Source organism: Cryomorpha ignava (assembly GCF_010686655.1).
GTDB lineage: Bacteria > Bacteroidota > Bacteroidia > Flavobacteriales_D > Cryomorphaceae > Cryomorpha > Cryomorpha ignava.
Window position 1 is genome coordinate 58,561 of record NZ_JAAGVY010000021.1, and the last position, 21,497, is coordinate 80,057.

Consider the following 21,497-nt stretch of genomic DNA (forward strand, 5'->3'; position numbering starts at 1 on the left):
TTAGATTAGCTGCCAAAGAATATCTGTTGGCTCCGCCGTCTGTTACCCCATTATGTTTTTCGTACAAATAGAACAGGCCATGATAAATCTTCGGTTAAATCGAATTTTCCTCGCGGGCGTTTAAGCTGGGATTATTTCAGGTATTGTATTTCTGCTTCTACTTTATTGCTCAATTTAACAGTTTGCAATAAAAATACGCGCTATAAATGTGCTTATTTGTAGCTGTAAAACCTATTTTTTGAATCACTGATAAAAATAATTTTTGATATCTGTGTATGAAGCCTTCAAGGGAAGTTTCAAGTTAAATTCCATATCTGCATCCTTTACCAGACAAGTACCATCATAAACAATAAAATACTTTCCTTTGTATTTTTGTATGTCAACATGATGCATCCCACCTGAAAATTCATCTATATTTTCTTTCGCTTTAAGGAAAAACTTCTTCGTTAAATTTAATTCCAGATTGTTTTCTTTATCCGAATTTAACTGATAAAACGATACTCCGTATCCATACCCTTTGGTTCTATTCTGCAGGGGAATTGTTATTTGTTCATCTTGATTTACAAAAATTCTTCCCGCTGGCCGGGCTTCAGTCCCCGACCTTATCGGACTTCCATTTTTACGCTTTGACCATTTTCCGAATAGTGAATCAGCTTCGTACATATATAAATTCCATTGAGGGTCAGAAGCGATTAGAAAATTTAGTGAATCTGAAAGATAAATGCTGGGATCATACAAAACAACGTTTTTAATCAAGGTATCGCATACTCTCCAGTCATATGGGAAATTGTAGGACTTATAAAGTAAAACGTTGCCGGCCTCCCCTGTTTCCGGAAGCATATAGTATGAATTGTGATGTTTAAAAACCGAAGGGTACGATAGATGAAAATGTTCATCCAGAACAACACGGTCATACTTAAAATTTACCGCATCGGCTGACTTCATAACAGCAATATCAGCCCCAACTTTATTGGTTTGGTATTCGAAGAAAATATAAGTGGTATCTCCTTGAATTATAAAAAAAGGATCGGCTAAAAAAAGTGCACTATCCTCCATGTTTGTCAATCTCTCAATTGAAAAAATAGGATTCCCTTCAATATTTAATTTAGTTGGAATGCTGTCATAAGTGCTACAGCCTATTGACCAAGCCCCTGTGGCTGGCAAAAAGAATGGAGTTCTATTATTAATTATAATAATTACGATGGCTGCAAGTGTGAAGCAAAAAATAACAATACCTTTTTTCATACCTATTTATTATTTGTTTTACAACATCGAAACCATCGCAGCAATTGCAATTATGTTGTATAGAAGAATCTTTGTAAAGCCTCAATCTTGTAATGCTATACCCCTAATAGCTGAATAAATATGGTTATTTAATTAAAAAAATTATTCGCTGTAAGTAAAAATTTGCAACCTCATTTATCTGATTTTTACCCATATTTGAATTTCTAAATCGAACTGAATTGCGCACTACAAGTCCATGCGGATAGCTTTTAACACGGACATATATCATTATTTCGCAGCATTCAAGATAGCGACTGAAATCAATGGTTCTTTTCCGTAAATAAACCCCACAACCTATCATATTACCCATAAAAATTAAACGTTTTACCACGATTACATAGAATCAGCCGAGCAAATATTACACCACTGCGGAGCTGAGGAGCGGATGTGACTTGAAGTTATAAGTACAAACTTAACTTGATTCCGCAGGGTGGATACCGCTGCGGAGCGGATGTGACCTAATCTATAAGTAAAAACTAGACTTGATTCCGCAGGTCTTTAGATCCCGCTTTGCGGGGTAAATACCACTTACATACCACTCTCGATGGTCGAAGGAGCGGATAGATGCACCTCTCAAAAACCAAGCACTAATAACTAAAAACCAAAAACTAAACACCCACCAGCTACAATTTAGTAATCTTCACATCAATGGCTTCGGGGCCATTCGTTCCGTCTACTTCCCGATAGCTCACAATATCGTTTTTTCTGATTTCATCAATCAAACCGGCTACAGGAATATAAATTTCGCGGTCGGTTTCAAGATCATTCAAAAAACCAAAGAGTTTTTCATCGATATAAAACTTTACTTTTCCTTTACGTAGCTCCTTATCTGCGCTCATCAGATTTTAATCTTTCTTATTAAATGCCTCAATGGTTTCTCTATTCCAGGTATTTTCAGAAATGGACTGGCCATTCTTAAAATAGTAGTTACCGGCTTTATCGAGCACTTTTTTGTACTCATCTCCCCTATTCCCTTTCACAACTATCCGGGTAATGATCACCTTATTACCAAGAGTAGCACTTTCTTCGCTCACGCCGGCGGGATAGTTTTCGGCAAGCTGACTTCTAAAATAGTCGTTATAAGCCTTTGGCTCGTTTGATTGTACATTGCTCAAGTCTTCGGCTGCCTCGGCTCGTCTAATATCGGCCTGTGCAGAAGCGTCGTCAAGTGCGGTGCTGTACCGTGCCTTTTCTTGCTGTATTTTGCGCGCTCCATCAGTAACTTTCCGATCGTTTTTTTCCATTTGGCGGGTGGCAGACGTTTGCTGCGCTTCTCTGTTCTTAGCGGCGTAAGCTTTAATGTCTTCTAAATTATTACTCAAAAGACTAGCGCGCTGCTCACCAATCTCAGTTTCCCACTCTTTAATTTGTGCAATGCTTTCCTTTCGAGATTCTTCCGCTTGCTGATTTTCGCTATACCGTTTTAAAGCTTCTTTCTGAATTTTTTCGCTCATCTTCATACGCTCTTCGGCACTTGCGTAGCTCCATTCCTGAATCTGCTTAAGCTGATTTTCTCTTTGTTTGGTAAATTTTGCTGTTTGCTCTTCATGAAGGCTCTCGCGATCTGCCATCCACCCCTTGCGCTTTGCAGCGTCTTTCCGGATATTGTCAAATGCCTCCTTAGTAAGCACATCGTGCGTTTCTGCACGTATTTCGCGGCTATCCATTAAAGCCTGCTTGTATTGTACAGATGTTTTTGCCTTTTCGTCGCTCAAGGCTTTAGCTTCTGCAAACTGATCTTGCGCCTTCATTTCTGCTATACGATTGTATTCTGCATCACGCGCTTCTTTCGATTCGTTTTCACGATTTTCAACATTCGAAGCCTGTTGATCTTTCAGTTTTTTAATGCGTTCGTACTTCTCTCTTTCCTGGGCTTCGCGGGCGTCGCGCATAAACTGTTCGGCTTGCTCTTCAGAATTACTGTTTACACGACTTAGTTTCTCATTTGCCCGCTTAGGCTTCTCTTCTTCAGTCTTTTTGCGGTCAGCAAGCCGTTGCTTTCGCGCTGCATCTTCGGCTTTCTCTTTAATCATAAGGTTTGCCCGCTCTATTTGTCCTTGCGGATAAATTTCGTCAGGTTTCAATTCAAGCGCACCTTCAAAAGCAGTTATTGCCGATTCGTAATTCTGATCAACCATTAGTGCGTCGCCACTTTTCACAGCTTCGCGGTATTGTTGATTTAAAGCATCTGCCTCATTGGCCATAGCAGCCAGTCGCAATTTTTCGAGCTGAATATCAATTTCCTGAATTTTCTTTTCAGGGTATTTCTCTTCCGGTTTTAATTCCTTGGCATCCAAAAATTTGAGTCGTGCCATTTCGTAGTCCGCTTCCGCGAAAAGCGCATCGCCCTCTCCTACCAGCTTATCGTACTTCCTCTGGTCGGCAAGTTCTTTATCAAGCGCTCCAAGTAATTCGTTTACCTCGCCTATTTTTTCTAGTGCAAGCTCACTTGAAGGAATAAGGGCGAGGGCATCTTCGTATTGCACGAGGGCATCTTCGTATTTCTGCTTTTTAAACGATTTATCGCCATCGGCAATAAAATCATCAAATTCTGACTGTATTTGTTTTTGTCGCTCTGCCTCTGCCGCCGCTTCTTCGGCAGCTATTTTAGCTTCTATTTCGGTAATCTGATCTTTTGGATACTGCTCACCCGATTTTATCTGCACTGCCTGTTCGTACGATGCTTTTGCCCGCTGCCAATTGCTTTTGCCAAAATCTTTATCAGCCTCGCTGATTGCCGCTTCATAGGCTTCATCCACTCCGGCTGCCTCCTGATACGCCAACATCTTACTCATTGCCGCATCAATTTTAGGTTGAATATCTGCCCTTTCGGGTGCCAGAGCGAGAGCCTCATTGTACTTAACAATACCATTTTCAAATGCACTCTCTTTCACCATATTGTCGCCTTGCAAAATGAGCGCATTCACTTGTTCTGCTTTGGCTTTCGCATCAGCATCGGCAGCAGCCTTAGCTTCTGTAGCAATGCGCTCTTCAATGAGTTTAATCTGGTTTTTGGGATATTCTTCTTCTGCTTTCAGCTGCGATGCTTCGCGGTAAGCAGCTAGTGCATCATCGAGTGCCGATTCGCCAAGTTTTTCATCACCGCGAGTTATCCATTCGGTATATTGCTCATTAATTTCAGATGCCTGCAATTTTGCTTTCTGTGCGGCTTTGGCTTCATCGAGTTTTGCCTGAGCAATTACATCTCCTGCTTTTACGCCCAGTGCATCTTCGTAGCGTGAAATCGCTTCCGCAAAATCACTTTTTCCAATTGCTGCATCGCCTGCATTGATAAATTTTTGATATTCAGCTTCGAGTGCATCCTGCTCGGCAGCTTTGGCGGCTTCGACTTTTCGCTGGGCCAATGTAGCGTCTATAAGCTCTATCTGGGTTTGAGGGTAGGTTTCATCGGGTTTTAGACCTTGCGCGTCTAAGTATTCGGTGCGCGCTTCCGCGAAAGCTTCATTTGCCATTTTCTTATCTGCCGAAGCTAATTTCTCGGCATAAGCAGCCTCTGTTTCCTGGTTGGCATCAAATTCTTTTTTCAGCGCTTTGGCATTTTCAAGGGCAGATGTAGCTTCTTTATCTTTTGGAACAATGCCCAATGCCGTTTCGAACTGTGTGATTGCCTCGGTATATTTTTTTCCCTCCACGGCAGTGGTGCCTGCCGCCATAGCCGCATCGTAATTTTCTTGTGCTTCCGCAGATGCTGCCAGTGCTTTTAGTCGCGCATCGATTTTGGTAATTTGATCAAGTGGATAGGTTTCTTCGGGGATAAGTTTTCGGGCTTCCTCGTATTTTGCCTTTGCCGGGCTTAGCTCTTCGTCTTTAAATAAATCGTCGGCTTCAACAATCAGAGCATCGTAGTTTTCTTGCTTTTGTGCGGCAGCCTGCTTTTCGCCAAATATGCTTTGCGCGTCTTTAAGCTTCGATTTGGCTGTAGCATCATCGCTAAAAATCACAAGAGCTTCGGTATATTTATCAATAGCAGTTTGGTAATCAGTGGCTGTCATCGCCTTGTCTCCATCAGCGATAAGGGCATCAAACGCTTTTTGCTGCTCGGCTGCATTTGCCAAAGCTGCAATCTTCGCTTCTGCTTCAGCAATTCGTTGCGGCGGATACGCTTCATCGGGCAGCAATTCGCCGGCAGCTTCATAATCTATTAGAGCTGCCTGATACTCTTTGGCTGAGAATTTCTGATCTGCCGAGGCGATCAATCCATCATATTTAGCCAGCTTTGCAGCAATTGCGTCTTTATTGGCTATAGCATCAGTAACTTCGGTAATTTTTCGAGCCACTTCCTTATCGTCGGGAAAAACTTTTTTAGCTTCCTGGTATTTTGCCAATGAGTTCTCGTATTCCTTATCCTTAAAAAGCTTCTCACCTTCGGCCATTAGCGGATTAAACTGCTCCTGTTTTTTCATGTTGGCAGCGCGCTCTTCCATTGTTTTTGTTGCGAGGGCAATTTGATCGGTTGGATATTTCTCTCCTGGTTTTAGTGCCAACGCAGCATTGTAGCTATCTATGGCCTTTTGGAATTCTTCGGTGCGTATAAACCCATCGCCGGCGTCGAGTGCAGCCGAATAATCAGCATCGAGCTTATTCTTAGCTTGCAGAGCATTGTACTTGGTTTCGGCATCGCCCAACTTACCTTTTACAATCAGGTCGTTGGGTTTGATTTCAAGAGCCGCTTTAAAATTTAAGACCGCATCCTGAAAGTTTTGTTTTCCCATTGCCGCTTCGCCATCTTTCACGAACTGATTGAACTTTGCTTCGTTTTCTGCAACAGCTTTTTCTGCATCAGTGGCGTCTTTATCAAGCTCCTTCTGCCGCTTCTCCGCATCACGAATAAAGGATGTAATGGCCGCTTTTACCTTAGCGGTATGATCATAATCCCATACCATGTCATTTTCTACCGGATCGTACTTTGATTTTCCGATTGGCGGATCAAAGACAGACAGATCCTGACCTTTCATTGCCTCGGTAATTTCGTACATGCTCATATCTACAGACATAAGAAGTCCTGCACCTATAAATTCAGCAGGCACACTGGTGGCATCAATAATTAATGTCCTATTGGCAAATCCATCTTTCTTAAAAACAAACTCGTATTGCGCATCGCTATCCAGATAGAACTCATATTTACCATTGGCACGCGTGGTAAAGGAATCATGAACAGAACCATTTTTCTTAACCGAAACTTTCACTTCAGATATTTTTGAAGAGGTCATGGCATCTGAAACGACGCCGTGTACATTTAAATCGTCTTGACCAAAAATAAGTATAGGCGAAAGCATAGCCAGCCATAACCCAAACAGGGAAATGACCGCTCTCAGAGAAGGTTTTTTAGAAAATGGGCCTTGCAGGTAGCTCATCGGTTGCAAAGATCGAAGAATTTTCTGTTTCTTTCGATCAAATATGTGTAGAAAGTATAACGTCTATGAAAAATTTTAGTTACTGGGAGAGAAAGCATTTTTGGAATTATTGGGATTTTACAATTATCGGTAGCGGTATTACCGGCTTAACTGGCGCCATTTTCATAAAGCGAAAATATCCCAAAGCCAAAGTAACCATTTTAGAACGTGGAATGCTACCGAGCGGCGCCAGCACAAAAAATGCAGGGTTCGCTTGCTTTGGCAGCATGTCTGAAATACTTGACGATCTGGAAACAGCCAGCGAAGAATCCGTTTTTAATTTGCTTAAAAATAGATTTAACGGACTGCTTGCATTGCGCAGACTGCTAAGTGATAAACAAACAGGATACATGCCCACCAAAGGTTTTGAGATTTTCACTGATAATGAACGTGAAATTTACGAAAATTGTATGCATCGACTACACTTTGTGAATGAAACTATTGCACAAACCATTGGTCATAAAACCTTTGAAAATGCAGATGGACAAATAGATCAATTTGGTTTTAAAAATGTAAACCACATTATTTCCAATGCTTATGAGGGAACGATAGATACCGGCCTGATGATGAAAAACCTTATAGATTTGGCACGAAGCGAGGGAGTAGAAATATACAATGGCGTGGAAGTAAGTGATATAGATTATTCGGGCGAACGACCACAACTTAATACCAACTATGGTGAGATTAAGACAGGAACGGTTGTTGTTGCCACGAATGGATTTGCCGGAAGGCTATTTCCCGAAAGGGATATAAAACCCGCCCGAGCGCAGGTAATCATTACAAAACCAATAAAGAATCTGAAGATAGAGGGCTGCTTTCACCACAATTGTGGGTACAATTATTTCAGAAATATCGATGACCGCATTTTGCTCGGTGGCGGTCGCCATTTAAACAAGGTAGCAGAAGAAACGTATGAAATGGGCAATACCCTCGAAATAACAGACTACCTCAGCGATCTTATGAAGTCGACCATTTTGCCTGAAGGCGATTTTGAAATTGATCAGACATGGAGCGGAATTATGGGCGTTGGTCAATCAAAAGAAGTGATTTTAGAAAAGGTGGGAGCCTCTACGATCGCAGCCTTTAGATTTGGCGGAATGGGAATAGCACTGGGAACTTATGTTGGAAAATCGGTAGGCGAAATGGTATGACATCACAAAATATGAATGTCATTACTCATGCGATCAAACATCTCGTCGCTCATTCCATTCTTTACGATCAGATGCACAGATCTGCCTAAAAGTTCAGTAAGATAGCTTTCAAGCTCAATGAATTTCGGATTTGAAGCATCTTCAAATTCAACCACCACGCCGATACCGGAGGTGAGCACAGGCTCATCAGAAAGGCTCGATTCAAGCACAGCTATGTATCTGATATCAAACCTTTCAAAAATTTCCAATTTCAGATTTTGGAGAATAATTAATATATCTTCAATTGAATTCATCGATCTAATTTACTCACCTAAAACAACCTCCGGTTAAATTTGTAGTGAACAGGTCAATTTTTAACATCTTATAATTTCTTAACAATCGATAAGCCTTTTAAATTAATGTGAAATGTAGAAATATAGTTTCTGAAGGTGTATTAATCAAGGTTATGCCTATTTTAGGCACCTAAAACAACCCACCTTGCGAAACCTTATAATTCTCTTATTGATTTTAAACTTTTCAACAGGTTTTGGCCAGTCTGATTCTGATGAAGTACTTCGGCTAAAGTCGCATTTGCAGAATACGGACGACCTGAAGAAGCAGACAGGAATTTACAACGATCTTGCCTGGGAATATTCTTACAGTGATTTTGACAGCGCAAGCCACTATGTGGAAATAGCAATTAATCATGCCGATGAATTAAACGATCCTTACTGGAAAGCTGTGTCACTAGAGATGCTGGCGATTTTAAAAGAAATATCCGGTCAAAATGAAGAGGCCATAAAGCTGTACTTTGAGGTTATACCCATTCGCGAAAGCATAGGTGGCAAGGGTCTCGAAAATACGTATAACAATATGGCAATCATTTTTCGAACCCAGAATAATTTTGAAACAGCATATGACTATTTCAGGCAATCTTACCTGATAGAAGTTCAAAAAAATAATAAAGAAGGTATCGCTGCGAGTCTTATTAATATGGCTATTACCGAAAAACACCTCAATAGAAGAGATTCTTTACAGCACCATTTATGGGAGGCCTTATCAATTGCAAAATATATTGATAAACAAGATATTGAAGCGCATGCCATGATAAATCTGGGCAATCTGCATCGCGAAGAAAACAATTCAGATTCAGCGCTTTACTATTTTGAGGAAGCATTAAACCTTTCGGGAAATACGAATAAGGGCAATGAGGTGGTAATAAATGTAGGACTTGCCGAAATATATACCAATACAGGAGAAGCGGCAAAGGCTTTACTCTATTTGGAGCGTGCTGAGGCTCTTGCTCAAGAATTGCATTCTATTGAATATCTAAAAAGAATTTATTCAGATAAGGCAGCTGTTTACGCTGCAATCGGAGATTTTGAACAGGCCTATGTTTTTAATAAGAAGTTTTTTGTGATGAATGACTCGCTAACCAATTTAGAGCTTATAAATCAAACAAACGAGTTGGAAAAAAAATATGAAACTGAGCGTAAAGAACGTCAAATTACCGAACTGGAATTGGCGAGTGCCGAACAGAAATTAATTTCTAAAGCAGGCAAAGATCAACGGAGAATACTGATATTTATCGCCATTATCCTTGGGCTTGCTGTATGGTTTGCGTTTTACCGCTACAGAAAAGAACAGCGTACGGCAACTTTGCTTCAGGGGAAAAATGAAACCATTGCTGCGGCCCTCCACGATCGAGAAATTCTCCTAAAAGAAATTCATCACCGCGTAAAAAACAACCTTCAGGTGGTAAGTAGCCTTTTAAGTATTCAGGGCAGAGAAATTTCTGACGAAAAAGCACTTGAAGCTGTAAATGAAAGTAAGCACCGAGTTCAGTCTATGGCTTTGATACATCAATATCTGTACAGTGAAAACGACTTAAAGAGTATAGATATGCAGCAATATGTACAGCAGCTTAGCACCAATCTTTTTAATGCTTATAAATTAGATCACAATTTGGTAAAACTTGAAGTAGATGTAGATCCACTATTACTTGATGTGGACACGGCGATTCCACTGGGAATCATTATCAATGAGCTTATTACAAACGCATTGAAATACGCTTTTCCCAAAAATGCCAATGGAGTGTTGAGCGTAAAATTGCATGAAGAAAATCAGCGTTTGAATTTGCGTGTAAGCGACAATGGTGTAGGCAAAAGTGCAGTGTCCGGATCGCAGATATCTTTTGGAACCAAGTTGATTAATGCTTTTAAAAACAAACTAAAAGCCGAGCTTGAAATGAACACTGAAAATGGTTATTCCGTATTATTTTCTATTGGAAATTATAAAAAGATATGAGCCGAAAATATTCCGTACTCGTGGTAGAAGATGAGCCACTAATCGCCGAAGATATTGCAGGGTATCTTTTAGAAAACGGCTTTGCTGTTTTGGCTATTGCCAATAATGCCAAAGAAGCCCTTGAAATTTTGAAAGATAATATGCCTGATGCCATTTTACTCGACATCAATCTGGGCGATGGGATGGACGGCATTGAGCTGGCAACCCAGATTAGAACGACTGAGAAAATTCCGGTTGTGTTTTTAACAAGTCATGCCGATAAAGCAACTTTAGACCGGGCAAAGCAAACCATTCCCGCAGGATACTTATTAAAGCCATTTGATGGAAAAGACATCATGACCTCGCTCGAGATTGCCATTTTTAGCCACTCGCAGCAAAATGGAATTGGGCGAACTGAACCCGATTTAAACGGATTGAATGAGGCTCTTCCTGTGGCTTTAAGTCAGCGTGAGTTTGAAATATTGACGCTTCTTAAAACAGGAAAAACGAACAAAGAAATGGCCGATGCGCTTTTTATTTCGGTAAATACAGTGAAGACCCATATGCTTCATCTTTTTGAAAAACTGGATGTGAGTAATAGAACACAGGCTTTGTTTCGTATTAGGGAAATGACGGGAAGTCGGTAGAATTTTGATGAGACTTTGTTTTAAATTGTGGTTTTGAAATTTTGATTTAACCCCTCAAAAAATATCGCTAAAAACTGTTTGCTTTGGTAATCGAGTGTTTGTCTCGCACGCTCAACTCTATTATTGCTTAAATTTATCTCACAATTATGGGATTTCTCAACGTTAAAATACCTTTTTTATATTTGATAGCAACATCTATTGTTTGTATAGCAATGGTATCGTGCAGTTTAGATGATGACAATTGCCAGGATTGTATATACAAGGGAGAAGACAAGTCGTTTGCGTTTGATGCAAGCCATATTGACATTAGCAACAACGATACGACCTTTTACTCAATTGTACTTAAAACCGGAAATTCATTTTTTCTTTTTCAAAAGAAATTGAGCTACGACGTTTTGAGGTATAAATCTGCTGAAAAGAAAGAGTGGAATTTCAAATCGGAAAGTATTACGGGTTTTTAAGAAACAACCGATAAAATATGGCTACACCCGCCGAGAACCGATAAGTTTAAACGAATAACTCAGTTAGCACCCTATCCTCAGATCTCTCTGCCTCCTGAAATAGGAAAAAAAGTGGATGGCTCTATTACCATGACTAATAACTGGGATGATTGGAATGGAAAATCAACGACTTATTGTTTGACCGTTGACAGTATTTATTTTGACAAATCTATTAACCGTGAAGCGGTCGCTCTTTCCGGATGCGGAAATCTGGAAGGAGATACCTGCTGTGTGAATTATTATTTTTCATCGAGCTACGGCTTTTATAAATGGCAATATAACTGGAATAACACACAGATTTTTTCGATGAATCTGGTACAAGAGCTCAATGATTACGGATATAAATAAGGTAAAGATTTAAAAACTTCACGAATCTTCAATCGAACCAAGTTAAATAGCATGTTCGGCTGTTGCAGTGAAATTCCAATAATCATCGCATCTTTGCGCTCCAAATATGACGGCTCGCACAAAAGCACACCTCGCGCTACTGGCAGTAGCTCTAATTTACGGTCTCAATTATATTGTTGCCAAAGAAGTTATGCCGAAATACATTTTGCCGCGTGGTTTTATATTTATGCGCGTGGTGGGTGCCTCTGCCCTATTTTTTATCCTCTCAGTTTTTGTAAAAAGCAAGCAAAAAATAGAGCGAAAAGATTGGTTTCGGGTATTGCTCTGCGGCGTTTTTGGTGTAGCCTCAAATCAGCTTTTGTTTTTCGAAGGCTTAAACCTTACAACCCCCATAAATGCGGCGGTTATTATGACCGTAAATCCTGTTCTGGTATTGGTTATGAGCGCCATTTTGCTCAAAGAAACCATGGGCAAATGGCGTATTTTGGGTGTAATACTGGGTGCAGCTGGAGCCTTAATTCTTATTTTGGGTAAAGGCGAAATATCCCTATTGAATAGTGATACAGAACTTGGCAACCTTTTTATATTTTTCAATGCAGCGAGCTACGCCGTTTATCTGGTTATCGTAAAACCGCTGATGCGAAAATACGATGCCTTGCTGGTTATAAAATGGGTTTTTGCAGCAGGAATGATCTTTGTAATTCCTGCCGGAATTGGTCAATTTTCTGCTATTGAATGGACTGCATTCACACCTACGGTTACAGCACAAGTGCTTTTTGTGGTGGTGTGCACAACTTTTCTGGCGTACCTCTTTAATGTGTATGCACTTAAGACTTTGACCAGTTCGACGGTGAGTATTTACATCTATTTACAACCCTTATTTGCCACGAGCGTTGCCTTAATGCTTGGAAAAGATATACTCACCTTTCGGGCTTTAGTTGCGGCAGCACTTATTTTTATTGGCGTTTATCTGGTGAGCTTTAAAAAGCCTGGCTCTTATTCAAAACCAGAAGGCAACAGCGGTACCGATTAGAATGTGAGCGGTTGGGCGTAGAAACAAATATACTTCCGGAATATTTTTAAATATCACCCAAACAGGTGATCTGCCTTTTAGATGAATGTCTTATTTTTGTCGCTGATCACTTACAATAACAGAACGAATTAATAAATGGCTTCTTAAAAAATACTTTTACCCACAGCTAGATTCTTTATACAAGCCGCGACAAAATAACCCCGATAATCAATCATTCAGACAGTAAACTTTAAACAACCAAGAAAGAGACGCGCAATAGCTCGTCTTTTTTTTTGGGGGTAGGTTAAGATCAATGAAAGGTTTGATTTTTTGGAATGCTTTTATTGCAAATCGAGACTGTTGGTGGTGTTCTTTTCGGAACAAATGGAGCCATTTAAAACGAAAATGAATAAGCTTCTTTTTTAAGCAGATTTCCTGATGTTCAAGCAAACTTGTTTCTCAATAAGTGGCATTAGATATAGAGCTATTGATATGGGTCCAGGGCCCAATAATTTTCAAAGTATTTTCGAGTATCTGGCCAATAATGATTTCATTGATATCAAATACACACATTTTCCACAAGGATACATAGGCGAACAATTTAAAGCTAGAAAAGAAAGACCTTTTAATCAAGATCTCTTTACAGAAATAGAGATGACTATTCTAAATAAGGTGGTGGAAGAATTTAAAAAGTCAAGCACGGATAGCATTATCGAAACAAGCCATCTGGAAGAAGCCTGGAAAAAAAATGAAAAAGAGAAAGCTGTTATTAGTTATAGGTATGCGTTTGAATTAATGGGAACAATAAAATAAGTATTACTTTAAAAGAACTGATAACGGAAATTTTAAAAAATGAATGCACTAGCCTTAGTTATTGGCAATGCTGAATATTCTCAAGAGAAGGATAAGCTTGTCAACGCTGTAAATGACGCCGAAGATATTGCCCAGAAATTACTAAATCTAGGATTTACAGTAATAACGGCAATTAACTGTACCACAGAATCATTCGACAGGCAAATTAGAAAATTTGGGGAGGATTTAAAAAAATACGACATTGGTTTATTCTATTTCTCGGGACATGGCTTACAAATAAAAGGACGAAATTATTTGACGGCAATCAACACAAGTTTCGCAGATGATATTTCTGCAACTCACACATCTCTTCCGTTAGATGAGGTAATAGATTACATGCAAGCAGCAAAGCCCAACATAAACATATTAATTCTGGATGCCTGTCGGGACAACCCATTACCGAGTCAATACCGAGGTATACTTCCGCAAGGGTTAGCTCCAATTTATGCGCCTAAAGGAACAATTATAGCATTCTCGACTTCTCCAGGAGAAAAAGCAATGGATTTTGGATCTGGAAGGAACAGTATTTATACTGGTTCTTTATTAAACCATATTGATGATAGTAATATTTCAATAGAAGATTTTTTTAAGAGAGTTAGAACATCAGTATATTCCCTTTCTGAAGGTAAACAAACTAGTTGGGAACATACGTCATTAATTGGAACTTTTTGTTTTAATTCAGGTCAATTAGTCCATTCAGTCGATCTTCCTTATAAAGCAGAATATATATCTGACGAAGATTTTGAATCAGATGGGTCGAAAATTCTTGATATAGTAAAAAATTTAAGGGAGCGAAATTGGCCAGTTCAAAATAAGGCTATAAACAATGTTAAGTATAATTAACACTAAAACAGTTGATGAAAGCACCCGTTTTTTAATTGGTCGTAATATTCTGCAAGTAGCAGAAGGTGGTGAATTTTCAGCTGATTCAATTTTAAGAAACTTATCTAATTAGTTGAAAAGATGGAATACAGAAGATGAAAATCATGTTTTAAACGGAATTTTATTTGAGATTTATTTTAATTCACGAGGACAATTTAGACAAAGGGATTTTAAGTGTTCATTTATTGATGAGATTTTTAGTTCAGAAAACAGAAACAATTTTGAGAAGGCCTTCGAATTTATTACAAATCAAATTATGCCTTTCGACGAGTTCGTTTTCTATATGCCTTTTTATCCGCCAACGACCTTGCCTATTGAAATACTTTTTAAAGAAGTTTCAGATTTTTACGAGGATTATGATGAGACAGTATTTATTATTGAATCCATAAAACTGCATAATGTTGAAATTATGGTGTCTGCTGGTAAAAATCATTTTGGTTCAGTCGAATGTACCTTAGAAGATTTTGTGAAAAAAATTAGTAGTGAGTTATGCATTCCTAAAAGTCAACTTCGCCTTACAATGAATTTTAAAAAAACCGATTTGAAAAACATTAGTTATCCGTTCTCTCTAAGTTTGTCGAAGCGTGTGCATACCAAATTAGGACTCAACAATTAATTGATCCAGAATTGCTGGTTTATAATTTAGTGCAGATTAAGTGGAAATGGGATATTGAAATGTTTAAATGATAATGATTATTTTGGCGGGTAAGAATTCAGTAAATTGGGTCAGCTAAATCATTTAAATTATGATTAATAATCTTTACGATCTCGATTTTTTTGAAACCCTTTTTAAAAAGGGTTCTTCAATCTGGAATTCTTGGAGAAAAGAAAATCCAAATGTAAAACCTGTTTTACGCAAAGGAGAATTTAAAGATAAGATTCTTATAGGATTTGATTTTTCAGAAATTCATCTTTCACATGCTAATTTTAACGGAAGCGTGCTAAAAGAAGTTATTTTTGACAATTGCATATTTGAGAGATGTCGGTTCGAATCTGCAATTATCGATGGTTGCGCTTTTATTGAATCTCATTGTCATAATTCAAATTTTTCAAATACTTTAGTTATTAACACCGCTTTTCATGGTGCATCACTACACGATAGTATTTTTGATGATGCCAGAACGGATATTGCTAATTTTTCCGGTGCAGATCTTAGAAGAGTTAGTTTTATCAATTCTGATCTTAAGAATGCTGACTTTGGAGGTGCAACGTTAATCGATGCTATTTTTAAAAACTCAAATCTTGACGGGGCTCAATTTGGTTGGACTAAATTTGGAAATAATGATTTAGCTGGAATTATTAATTTGGATAAAATAATACATGAAGGGCCTTCCTATCTCGATATTAACACTATTATGAAATCATTGAAAATTTTAAATTCAGATTTTCTGCAGGGAGTTGGAGCTTCGGAGATTATAATTGAAAGGCTAAGGTCATTAACCGATATTGAAGTAAATAAAATTAATACTTCTTGTTTTATTTCATACAGTCATAAAGACACGATTTTTGCAAATGCTTTGTATGAAGAACTTAAAGCTGCTGATATAAATGTTTGGTACGCTCCAATGGATATGCAAGGCGGCAAGAAATCGATTGATCAAATTCAGAATGCTGTGAAAAAATATGATCGACTATTGATAATTTTATCAGATGATAGTCTAAATAGTGAGTGGGTTAAATCAGAATTGAGAGAGGCTTTAGCAATTGAGAAGGAAATTGGAGTGCAAAAGTTATTCCCGATTAGAATAGTAGATTTTGAGAAGTTAAAAGAATGGAAATGCTTCGACTCCGATCTTGGTAAAGATTTAGGAGTAGAACTTCGCGAATATCACATTCCTGACTTTACAAATTGGCAAAATAAAAATGTTTTGGAAAAAGCTATTGAAAAACTTATTAGTGATCTCATTTCCAGACTATAAAAAAGAGCTGTCTTATTTACTTAAAACATTTAATTTCAAAACTTCTTTTGCAAAATCAATTTGCTTCACAGCATGTTGTCGTACTAATAATTCTGGAGAGCTAAAGTAGCTGGGTATATCAGCTCTGCTAGCCAGACCATTGGCAGTATATAGTCTCCCGCCAATTATTAGGTATGATGATTTGCGAACTTTTAGATACTTGATTTTTTTTATAGTAAAAGGCCATTCTTTAGGGAACATTCCTTGTTTTAAAATCAACTTATCGGCTTTCAGATATATTGACCAAAATTTTAAAGAAGACTTTCTTAAACCTAGTCGATACATATTTAAAGAAGTGGTAAAATCAGTTGGCGAAGGAATTTCGTCAAGCACACTTTCATTGCTCCATACATAAGGGATTTCAGTAAAATTGTAATAACTTGACATAAGGCAATTTACAATTAGTTTATTGAAATGAATGAAGCGATTAAAGGCTAATATATCTGTCGCTTCTAACTGTAGCTCTTGGGATTCACTAGGCTCAACAAAGCCCGAAATAAATGCCCTTACTCTACCGAAAACATTCTCATTTATATTGAATGGGTTTTGAGCACAAATTTTACTAATGTTTCCATACCGATGATTTACGGAATAATCTTGTAAAATTCCCAAATATTGAAAAATTAATTTTTTTTGGTTGTTCAATTCTTTCTGCTTATCACGCTGACAGTTCTTAAAAATTCGGACATAATTGTTTTCGAACATAGCTTTTAATTCGTGGCCACTTTTATATTGAACACCTTTAAATAATTTAGTGCTTTCAGGAAAAGTTTGATTGGTTTCATAATAATCACCAATAATAAAAATCTTCATAAGTCTTTCGAAACCATTACTCAAGCAATTGAGGTAGGCGTAATTGTTGGAATCAACATTTTTTAATCCTTTAATCAAAATAAAACTGCCATGAATGAGATCTATCGCACCACCGATTTCGTTTTGTAGTGCCACAATTTTATCCAATTTCTGGCCTCTCTTTTTTAATTCTACCCTAATTTGCTTCATTTCAGATTGTGATTTTAATAAATGAAAAATATTTAAAAGTGTGCGAATAGATACCTAATAAAATTTCGTACACTCCGATTGGTTTATTTTACTCTATATCTTTCGAGCGTCTCACTTTTTTAAATGAAAGATGAATCAATTCATCATCATAGTCAACTTTTTTATCTCCATTTAAAATTATTTGCTTGAGTTTGGATAAGGAGTTTATTGGAACTTCAAATTTCTCACAGTTATCAGGGGTTTTAATATCGTGTACATATGCGGGGTATTTGTAAAATGGAATCTCATCTTTCGTGTCGATTTCCAAATTCTCATCAATGAGAAAAAAGGTTTGAAATACCGATATACCTGCATGTACAACAATGGTTGCCAAACGTGAAAAATTGGGATTGGTATTAGATGTGATGCTGGGAAAATAAAGAGTCGCAAAAGGCTTGTCAAATTTCATCTTAGTTAATCGGGTTCGATAAAGTAAAAATGGAAACTGGTTGGCGGGATGTTTTGATTTTACATCCATCAACCATTTAATTAATGACTCAAAGTGTATTAAACTATCATCAGGGCAAATAGATATTGCCATTTTGAGAAAAGATTTATAGACTGCCACTGGAATGAACGATTTTTTCTTAAAATTTATAGTCAGCCTTTTACGGTCATTATCAAATTTGAAGTCATTTAAATTATCTCCGAAGAAAATACGAGGTGTGCCATTTTCATTTTTGACACTTATAGAAGTACAATACTGTTCATTTCGACTTTTAAATACAGGCACTTTTTTCTTTGTCCGAATACCAAGCAATGAATTAAATGGTCCATAGAAGTTTGCTAAATGATTTTCATGTTCAGCAAATATCCTATTACATAAATCACATTCACTATCTGATAAATGGTTGTGCGCGCCTAGAAGTTCAGGTATGATATGTGCTTTCGTTCTATAATTCGTTTCGTTTTTTGAACCACAGAATCGACATGTTCTTTGGTTTTTTGGCTTGTCACTTTTTGCCGCTTCGATTGAATCAGAAACTTTTCTGTAATTATTAAAAAAGGTATTAGGAGTTGCAATTTGTTTTTCTATTTCTTTCAAGGTGGTTTCGCTTAATTTCTGGAATGAATTCAAAGTATTGGCTGAATAAATTATGAGTCTGAATCATATTATTTTGAGCTTTGACATTACTATAATAACTTCACTTATTTCCAATAGTGGTATAGAATCAAGAATTCTATTTGGTTAGATCGAGAGGCGTAGAGATTGAACGTTTACTCTAATCAATTAGAATTCAACCCCGTCATCTTAGTACCAAGCTTCTCCTTATACATCTTTTCAATTTTCTCAATCTCTTTTTGAGTGAGATTACTCGGGAGTGCTTGAAGTATAGAGAATTTGTATCCCTTAGCGTGATCAAGGTTCAGAGAATGCAACGTTACCATTTGTTTGTTGTTGCCGTGAGAGTTTTTACTGTACTCCATCCATCTACCCCATATCCCATCCTTGCCGCGAGCTGATCCAACATATTGGCGACCTTCTTCCGTGTTTGTGTCAAGAATCAAGTATATGCCATCCACAGCAGAGAGATTAAGTTTCCAATCTCTATTTGCATCAGGATTGTTAACCAGCTTTTGTAATTCTGAAAAGTCTAAAACGAAATTAGTAAGCCCTGGAAAAGTGCCAATATAACCTGCTGGTAGTATCTCAACTATTTCTTTTGGTTGTTTGTCATATTTTTGATGCCAAGATATTGCTGCCTTGCCCCAGTCTATCACTACCCGTTTAACGAGATCTTCGCAAATATCAACTTTGGTAAGTTCATAATAGTATTGATTGTTCCGGAACGTAACTTCCCCGACTTTGAAAATGCCAAATAGTAAGGCTTTGGTTCCTTCCTGCCCAATAAAGGATACGATATAATCAATACCCTTAAAAACTTCTTTTGCTTGTTCTTTCTGATATTGAAGCAACTTGTCTTCATCTTTGAGAATATCGCGGTATTCTGTGCGATTGTCTTTGTGGCGGACGAGCTTTACATTGGCATTCTTTAATACGTCTGTACGGTTCTCTATAATTTCTTGAAATGTTAACATGGCTTAGATTTTTAGTTGTGAAAAGTTTAAATGGCATTCTATAAGGGTAATTCAGCTTTCTTATCAATTATTTTTTTGAACTCAATAAAAGCATTTTCAAACCAATCAGAGATAACTTTGTCAGCTTTCTCGTTATTCCCTATCTTCCAATATGATCGACCCAATCTGTGATGAAGCGGGGATTTAAAAGTTCTTTTATTTCAACAAAATCTTTGATGCACCATCACTAAGAGTATCAAAAATGTATGCTGCTGTATCTTTGTTTATATTTCGTCAACCACCAGGTCAAGAACTTTCCCTTTCAAAAGCTCCATCCAATTCTTTTTATTTAATTTACTCGCTGCCGATTTGAGTTCCTCAATTTCATTAAAAAGAATTTCATGGCCATATCCTAAAGATTGTAGTTTATTTATAACTAAATCTATCTTTTGAATCAGTTCATCACTATCTAATTGATTTTTACTTTTATTACTAGCTTCTACTTTTCGCTCCAGATATGCCGCTCCCTTCACGGTTAACTTGATAAATAAATTACGGCGGTCAGTTGACTTAACGTACCCCTTCAAACGTAAGGCTTCGCCTAGCCCAGCCGGCTCTTCCCCTCGATAATCAATCCCATTTAAATCAAGAAGATATTCAACAGAGTAAAAATCTTCACTATACACTAAGTAAAGTTTATGCATTAAGTAGTCAAATTTCTTTTGGATATTGTTAACCTCGGGTATTGGGTTTTGGTTTATATCATTTAGGATTAAAAGATAACCATTAATGATCCGAAGTCCTTTCAGCTTACTATTGACTAAACTATTAAAAAACAGCTGTTTTCCCTCCTCACCCTTGGCGAAATATCTGTGCATTAAATCATCAAAAAAAATGTTGCCTAAACCAGCATGAAAAGCGTTAATCAAAAAACTTGGTTTTGGTGCTATATGCCTTACGATACAACTTATAAGTCTTTCCTCCCATTGGTCAATCAACTCATTAAACTCTTCTGTAGTTTTATTAGAATTGCTTTTCAAAATGGATGTGCATTCTGATTTAAAGTCATTCAGTTGTTTTACTAATACATTGTAATTTTCAACAAATTGATATTTCATCAGCTATGATAAGTTATTGAGTCGGAAAGATACGGTTTCAAATATTATAAATCTCGGTGGAAAATCAAACCGCTTTAAACGCATTACTGAGAAGAGCGATTGTTTTCATTTGATGGCCATTTGAGCACGCATATTTTTTAAAAAATCTCACATGGTTAAAGGTAATAAGTTATCCCCCGATTTATGATTTTAAATCCATAGGTCTCTGTAGATATCGACACCATTGAACCGATTCAAATATGTTGTAGAATTCTTCCATTAGCTATTTTCAATAATTTCAATTTCATCTTCGGTCATGTCGTAAAGTTTGTAAACCAATTGGTAAATTTGGTTTTTCAACTATGGGGTGTCTGCTGTAGGATTATGTTTTTTTTAAGGCAAGAATCTTTTCTACTAAATGCTGTAATTCCACCAAAAGAATTTTGATAATAATAGCGTCCCAACTTCCAGTATCAACGTGGTACGACATAATAGGAGAAGGTACTATAGCAGATGCCATACTGGATCGCATTGTGAGCTCTTCGCACAGAATAGAACTCAAAGGTGAGTCCATGAGAAAAGCCATTAAAACAGTGGAATCAAACAAAAATAATTAGTACAATTGTAGGTCTTTTAAAGTGGCACCATTACTCCGAAATGAGTGGCACCGTCCGACCGAAATAGCCATCACTTAAATTTTTTAATAATCCTTTCAATATTCGAATCTTCACATAAGAGTATATCTGTACCTTTAATAAAGACGGCATATGTCGAATCTGATCCATAGGCATGTGAATGTAAATTGCTTTGGTCACTAAAAAGGATTAGATTCTCATTTTTCACTTCTTTATAAAATCTTGTTTTATCGTATCCACCCGACCAACTACACCGCCTGATTTTCCAACTCACCAAAGCTTGTTAACTTTTCTGGTATGTCTATATTCCCAGGGAAGAGTTCAAAAAGTTTGTTGACCGGATGATCGGCGATTTTGCCAAGCACGGCAGTAAGCCAGGCCATAGGTTCTAC

Annotated in this window: 18 protein-coding genes and 1 pseudogene; 11 read left to right on the plus strand and 8 right to left on the minus strand. The window is 37.5% G+C overall.

Annotation, left to right across the window (positions count from 1 at the left end; all coding sequences use genetic code 11):
• Nucleotides 1–243: 243 nt before the first annotated feature.
• The 3 genes from G3O08_RS11795 to G3O08_RS11805 form a co-directional block, all read right to left on the minus strand.
• Entirely contained in the window at nucleotides 244–1,245 is a 1,002-nt protein-coding gene (locus tag G3O08_RS11795) for a glucosamine inositolphosphorylceramide transferase family protein (protein ID WP_163285578.1), read from the minus strand.
• A 662-nt stretch (nucleotides 1,246–1,907) separates the two neighbouring features.
• On the minus strand, nucleotides 1,908–2,123 hold the full coding sequence (locus G3O08_RS11800) for a cold-shock protein (RefSeq protein WP_163285579.1): 216 nt from the start codon (nucleotides 2,121–2,123) through the stop codon (nucleotides 1,908–1,910).
• Nucleotides 2,124–2,129: 6 nt separating this feature from the next.
• Nucleotides 2,130–6,659 (minus strand): hypothetical protein, encoded by a 4,530-nt coding sequence (locus G3O08_RS11805; RefSeq protein WP_163285580.1) that lies wholly within the window; start codon nucleotides 6,657–6,659, stop codon nucleotides 2,130–2,132.
• A gap of 65 nt (nucleotides 6,660–6,724) precedes the next feature.
• Between G3O08_RS11805 and G3O08_RS11810 the strand changes: the two genes are divergently transcribed.
• The gene (locus G3O08_RS11810; protein WP_163285581.1) at nucleotides 6,725–7,849 is read left to right on the plus strand and encodes an NAD(P)/FAD-dependent oxidoreductase; all 1,125 of its coding nucleotides are present in this window, start codon (nucleotides 6,725–6,727) and stop codon (nucleotides 7,847–7,849) included.
• A 2-nt stretch (nucleotides 7,850–7,851) separates the two neighbouring features.
• On the opposite strand, the gene G3O08_RS11815 is transcribed toward G3O08_RS11810, so the two are convergent.
• On the minus strand, nucleotides 7,852–8,142 hold the full coding sequence (locus tag G3O08_RS11815) for a hypothetical protein (protein WP_163285582.1): 291 nt from the start codon (nucleotides 8,140–8,142) through the stop codon (nucleotides 7,852–7,854).
• A gap of 184 nt (nucleotides 8,143–8,326) precedes the next feature.
• On the opposite strand from G3O08_RS11815, the gene G3O08_RS11820 reads away from it, so the two are divergent.
• From G3O08_RS11820 to G3O08_RS11860, 9 genes are all read left to right on the plus strand, one after another.
• Entirely contained in the window at nucleotides 8,327–10,135 is a 1,809-nt protein-coding gene (locus G3O08_RS11820; protein WP_163285583.1) for a histidine kinase dimerization/phosphoacceptor domain -containing protein, read from the plus strand.
• Entirely contained in the window at nucleotides 10,132–10,761 is a 630-nt protein-coding gene (locus tag G3O08_RS11825; protein ID WP_163285584.1) for a response regulator transcription factor, read from the plus strand. The genes G3O08_RS11820 and G3O08_RS11825 overlap by 4 nt, the downstream gene beginning before the upstream one ends.
• Nucleotides 10,762–10,907: 146 nt before the next feature.
• Nucleotides 10,908–11,222 (plus strand): hypothetical protein, encoded by a 315-nt coding sequence (locus G3O08_RS11830; protein ID WP_163285585.1) that lies wholly within the window; start codon nucleotides 10,908–10,910, stop codon nucleotides 11,220–11,222.
• A gap of 111 nt (nucleotides 11,223–11,333) precedes the next feature.
• Nucleotides 11,334–11,609: a hypothetical protein gene (locus G3O08_RS11835; RefSeq protein WP_163285586.1), complete on the plus strand. Its 276-nt coding sequence runs from the start codon at nucleotides 11,334–11,336 to the stop codon at nucleotides 11,607–11,609.
• A 106-nt stretch (nucleotides 11,610–11,715) separates the two neighbouring features.
• Nucleotides 11,716–12,642, plus strand: coding sequence for a DMT family transporter (locus tag G3O08_RS11840; RefSeq protein WP_163285587.1), 927 nt, complete (start codon nucleotides 11,716–11,718; stop codon nucleotides 12,640–12,642).
• Between the two features lie 417 nt (nucleotides 12,643–13,059).
• Entirely contained in the window at nucleotides 13,060–13,434 is a 375-nt protein-coding gene (locus G3O08_RS11845) for a Panacea domain-containing protein (RefSeq protein ID WP_163285588.1), read from the plus strand.
• Nucleotides 13,435–13,473: 39 nt separating this feature from the next.
• Nucleotides 13,474–14,316, plus strand: coding sequence for a caspase family protein (locus G3O08_RS11850; protein WP_163285589.1), 843 nt, complete (start codon nucleotides 13,474–13,476; stop codon nucleotides 14,314–14,316).
• A 112-nt stretch (nucleotides 14,317–14,428) separates the two neighbouring features.
• The gene (locus tag G3O08_RS11855) at nucleotides 14,429–14,971 is read left to right on the plus strand and encodes a hypothetical protein (protein ID WP_163285590.1); all 543 of its coding nucleotides are present in this window, start codon (nucleotides 14,429–14,431) and stop codon (nucleotides 14,969–14,971) included.
• Nucleotides 14,972–15,101: 130 nt separating this feature from the next.
• Nucleotides 15,102–16,274 carry a toll/interleukin-1 receptor domain-containing protein gene (locus G3O08_RS11860; RefSeq protein WP_163285591.1) on the plus strand — a complete coding sequence of 391 codons (1,173 nt, stop codon included), beginning with the start codon at nucleotides 15,102–15,104 and terminating at the stop codon, nucleotides 16,272–16,274.
• A 12-nt stretch (nucleotides 16,275–16,286) separates the two neighbouring features.
• On the opposite strand, the gene G3O08_RS11865 is transcribed toward G3O08_RS11860, so the two are convergent.
• The 4 genes from G3O08_RS11865 to G3O08_RS11880 form a co-directional block, all read right to left on the minus strand.
• On the minus strand, nucleotides 16,287–17,315 hold the full coding sequence (locus G3O08_RS11865) for a hypothetical protein (protein WP_163285592.1): 1,029 nt from the start codon (nucleotides 17,313–17,315) through the stop codon (nucleotides 16,287–16,289).
• 88 nt (nucleotides 17,316–17,403) lie between these two features.
• Nucleotides 17,404–18,399 (minus strand): HNH endonuclease, encoded by a 996-nt coding sequence (locus G3O08_RS11870; RefSeq protein ID WP_163285593.1) that lies wholly within the window; start codon nucleotides 18,397–18,399, stop codon nucleotides 17,404–17,406.
• Nucleotides 18,400–18,581: 182 nt separating this feature from the next.
• The gene (locus G3O08_RS11875) at nucleotides 18,582–19,394 is read right to left on the minus strand and encodes a GIY-YIG nuclease family protein (protein ID WP_163285594.1); all 813 of its coding nucleotides are present in this window, start codon (nucleotides 19,392–19,394) and stop codon (nucleotides 18,582–18,584) included.
• Between the two features lie 263 nt (nucleotides 19,395–19,657).
• The gene (locus tag G3O08_RS11880) at nucleotides 19,658–20,491 is read right to left on the minus strand and encodes a hypothetical protein (RefSeq protein WP_163285595.1); all 834 of its coding nucleotides are present in this window, start codon (nucleotides 20,489–20,491) and stop codon (nucleotides 19,658–19,660) included.
• A gap of 428 nt (nucleotides 20,492–20,919) precedes the next feature.
• On the opposite strand from G3O08_RS11880, the pseudogene G3O08_RS11885 reads away from it, so the two are divergent.
• A pseudogene (locus tag G3O08_RS11885) lies at nucleotides 20,920–21,087 on the plus strand (ATP-binding protein); the annotation flags it as partial.
• Nucleotides 21,088–21,497 lie beyond the last annotated feature (410 nt).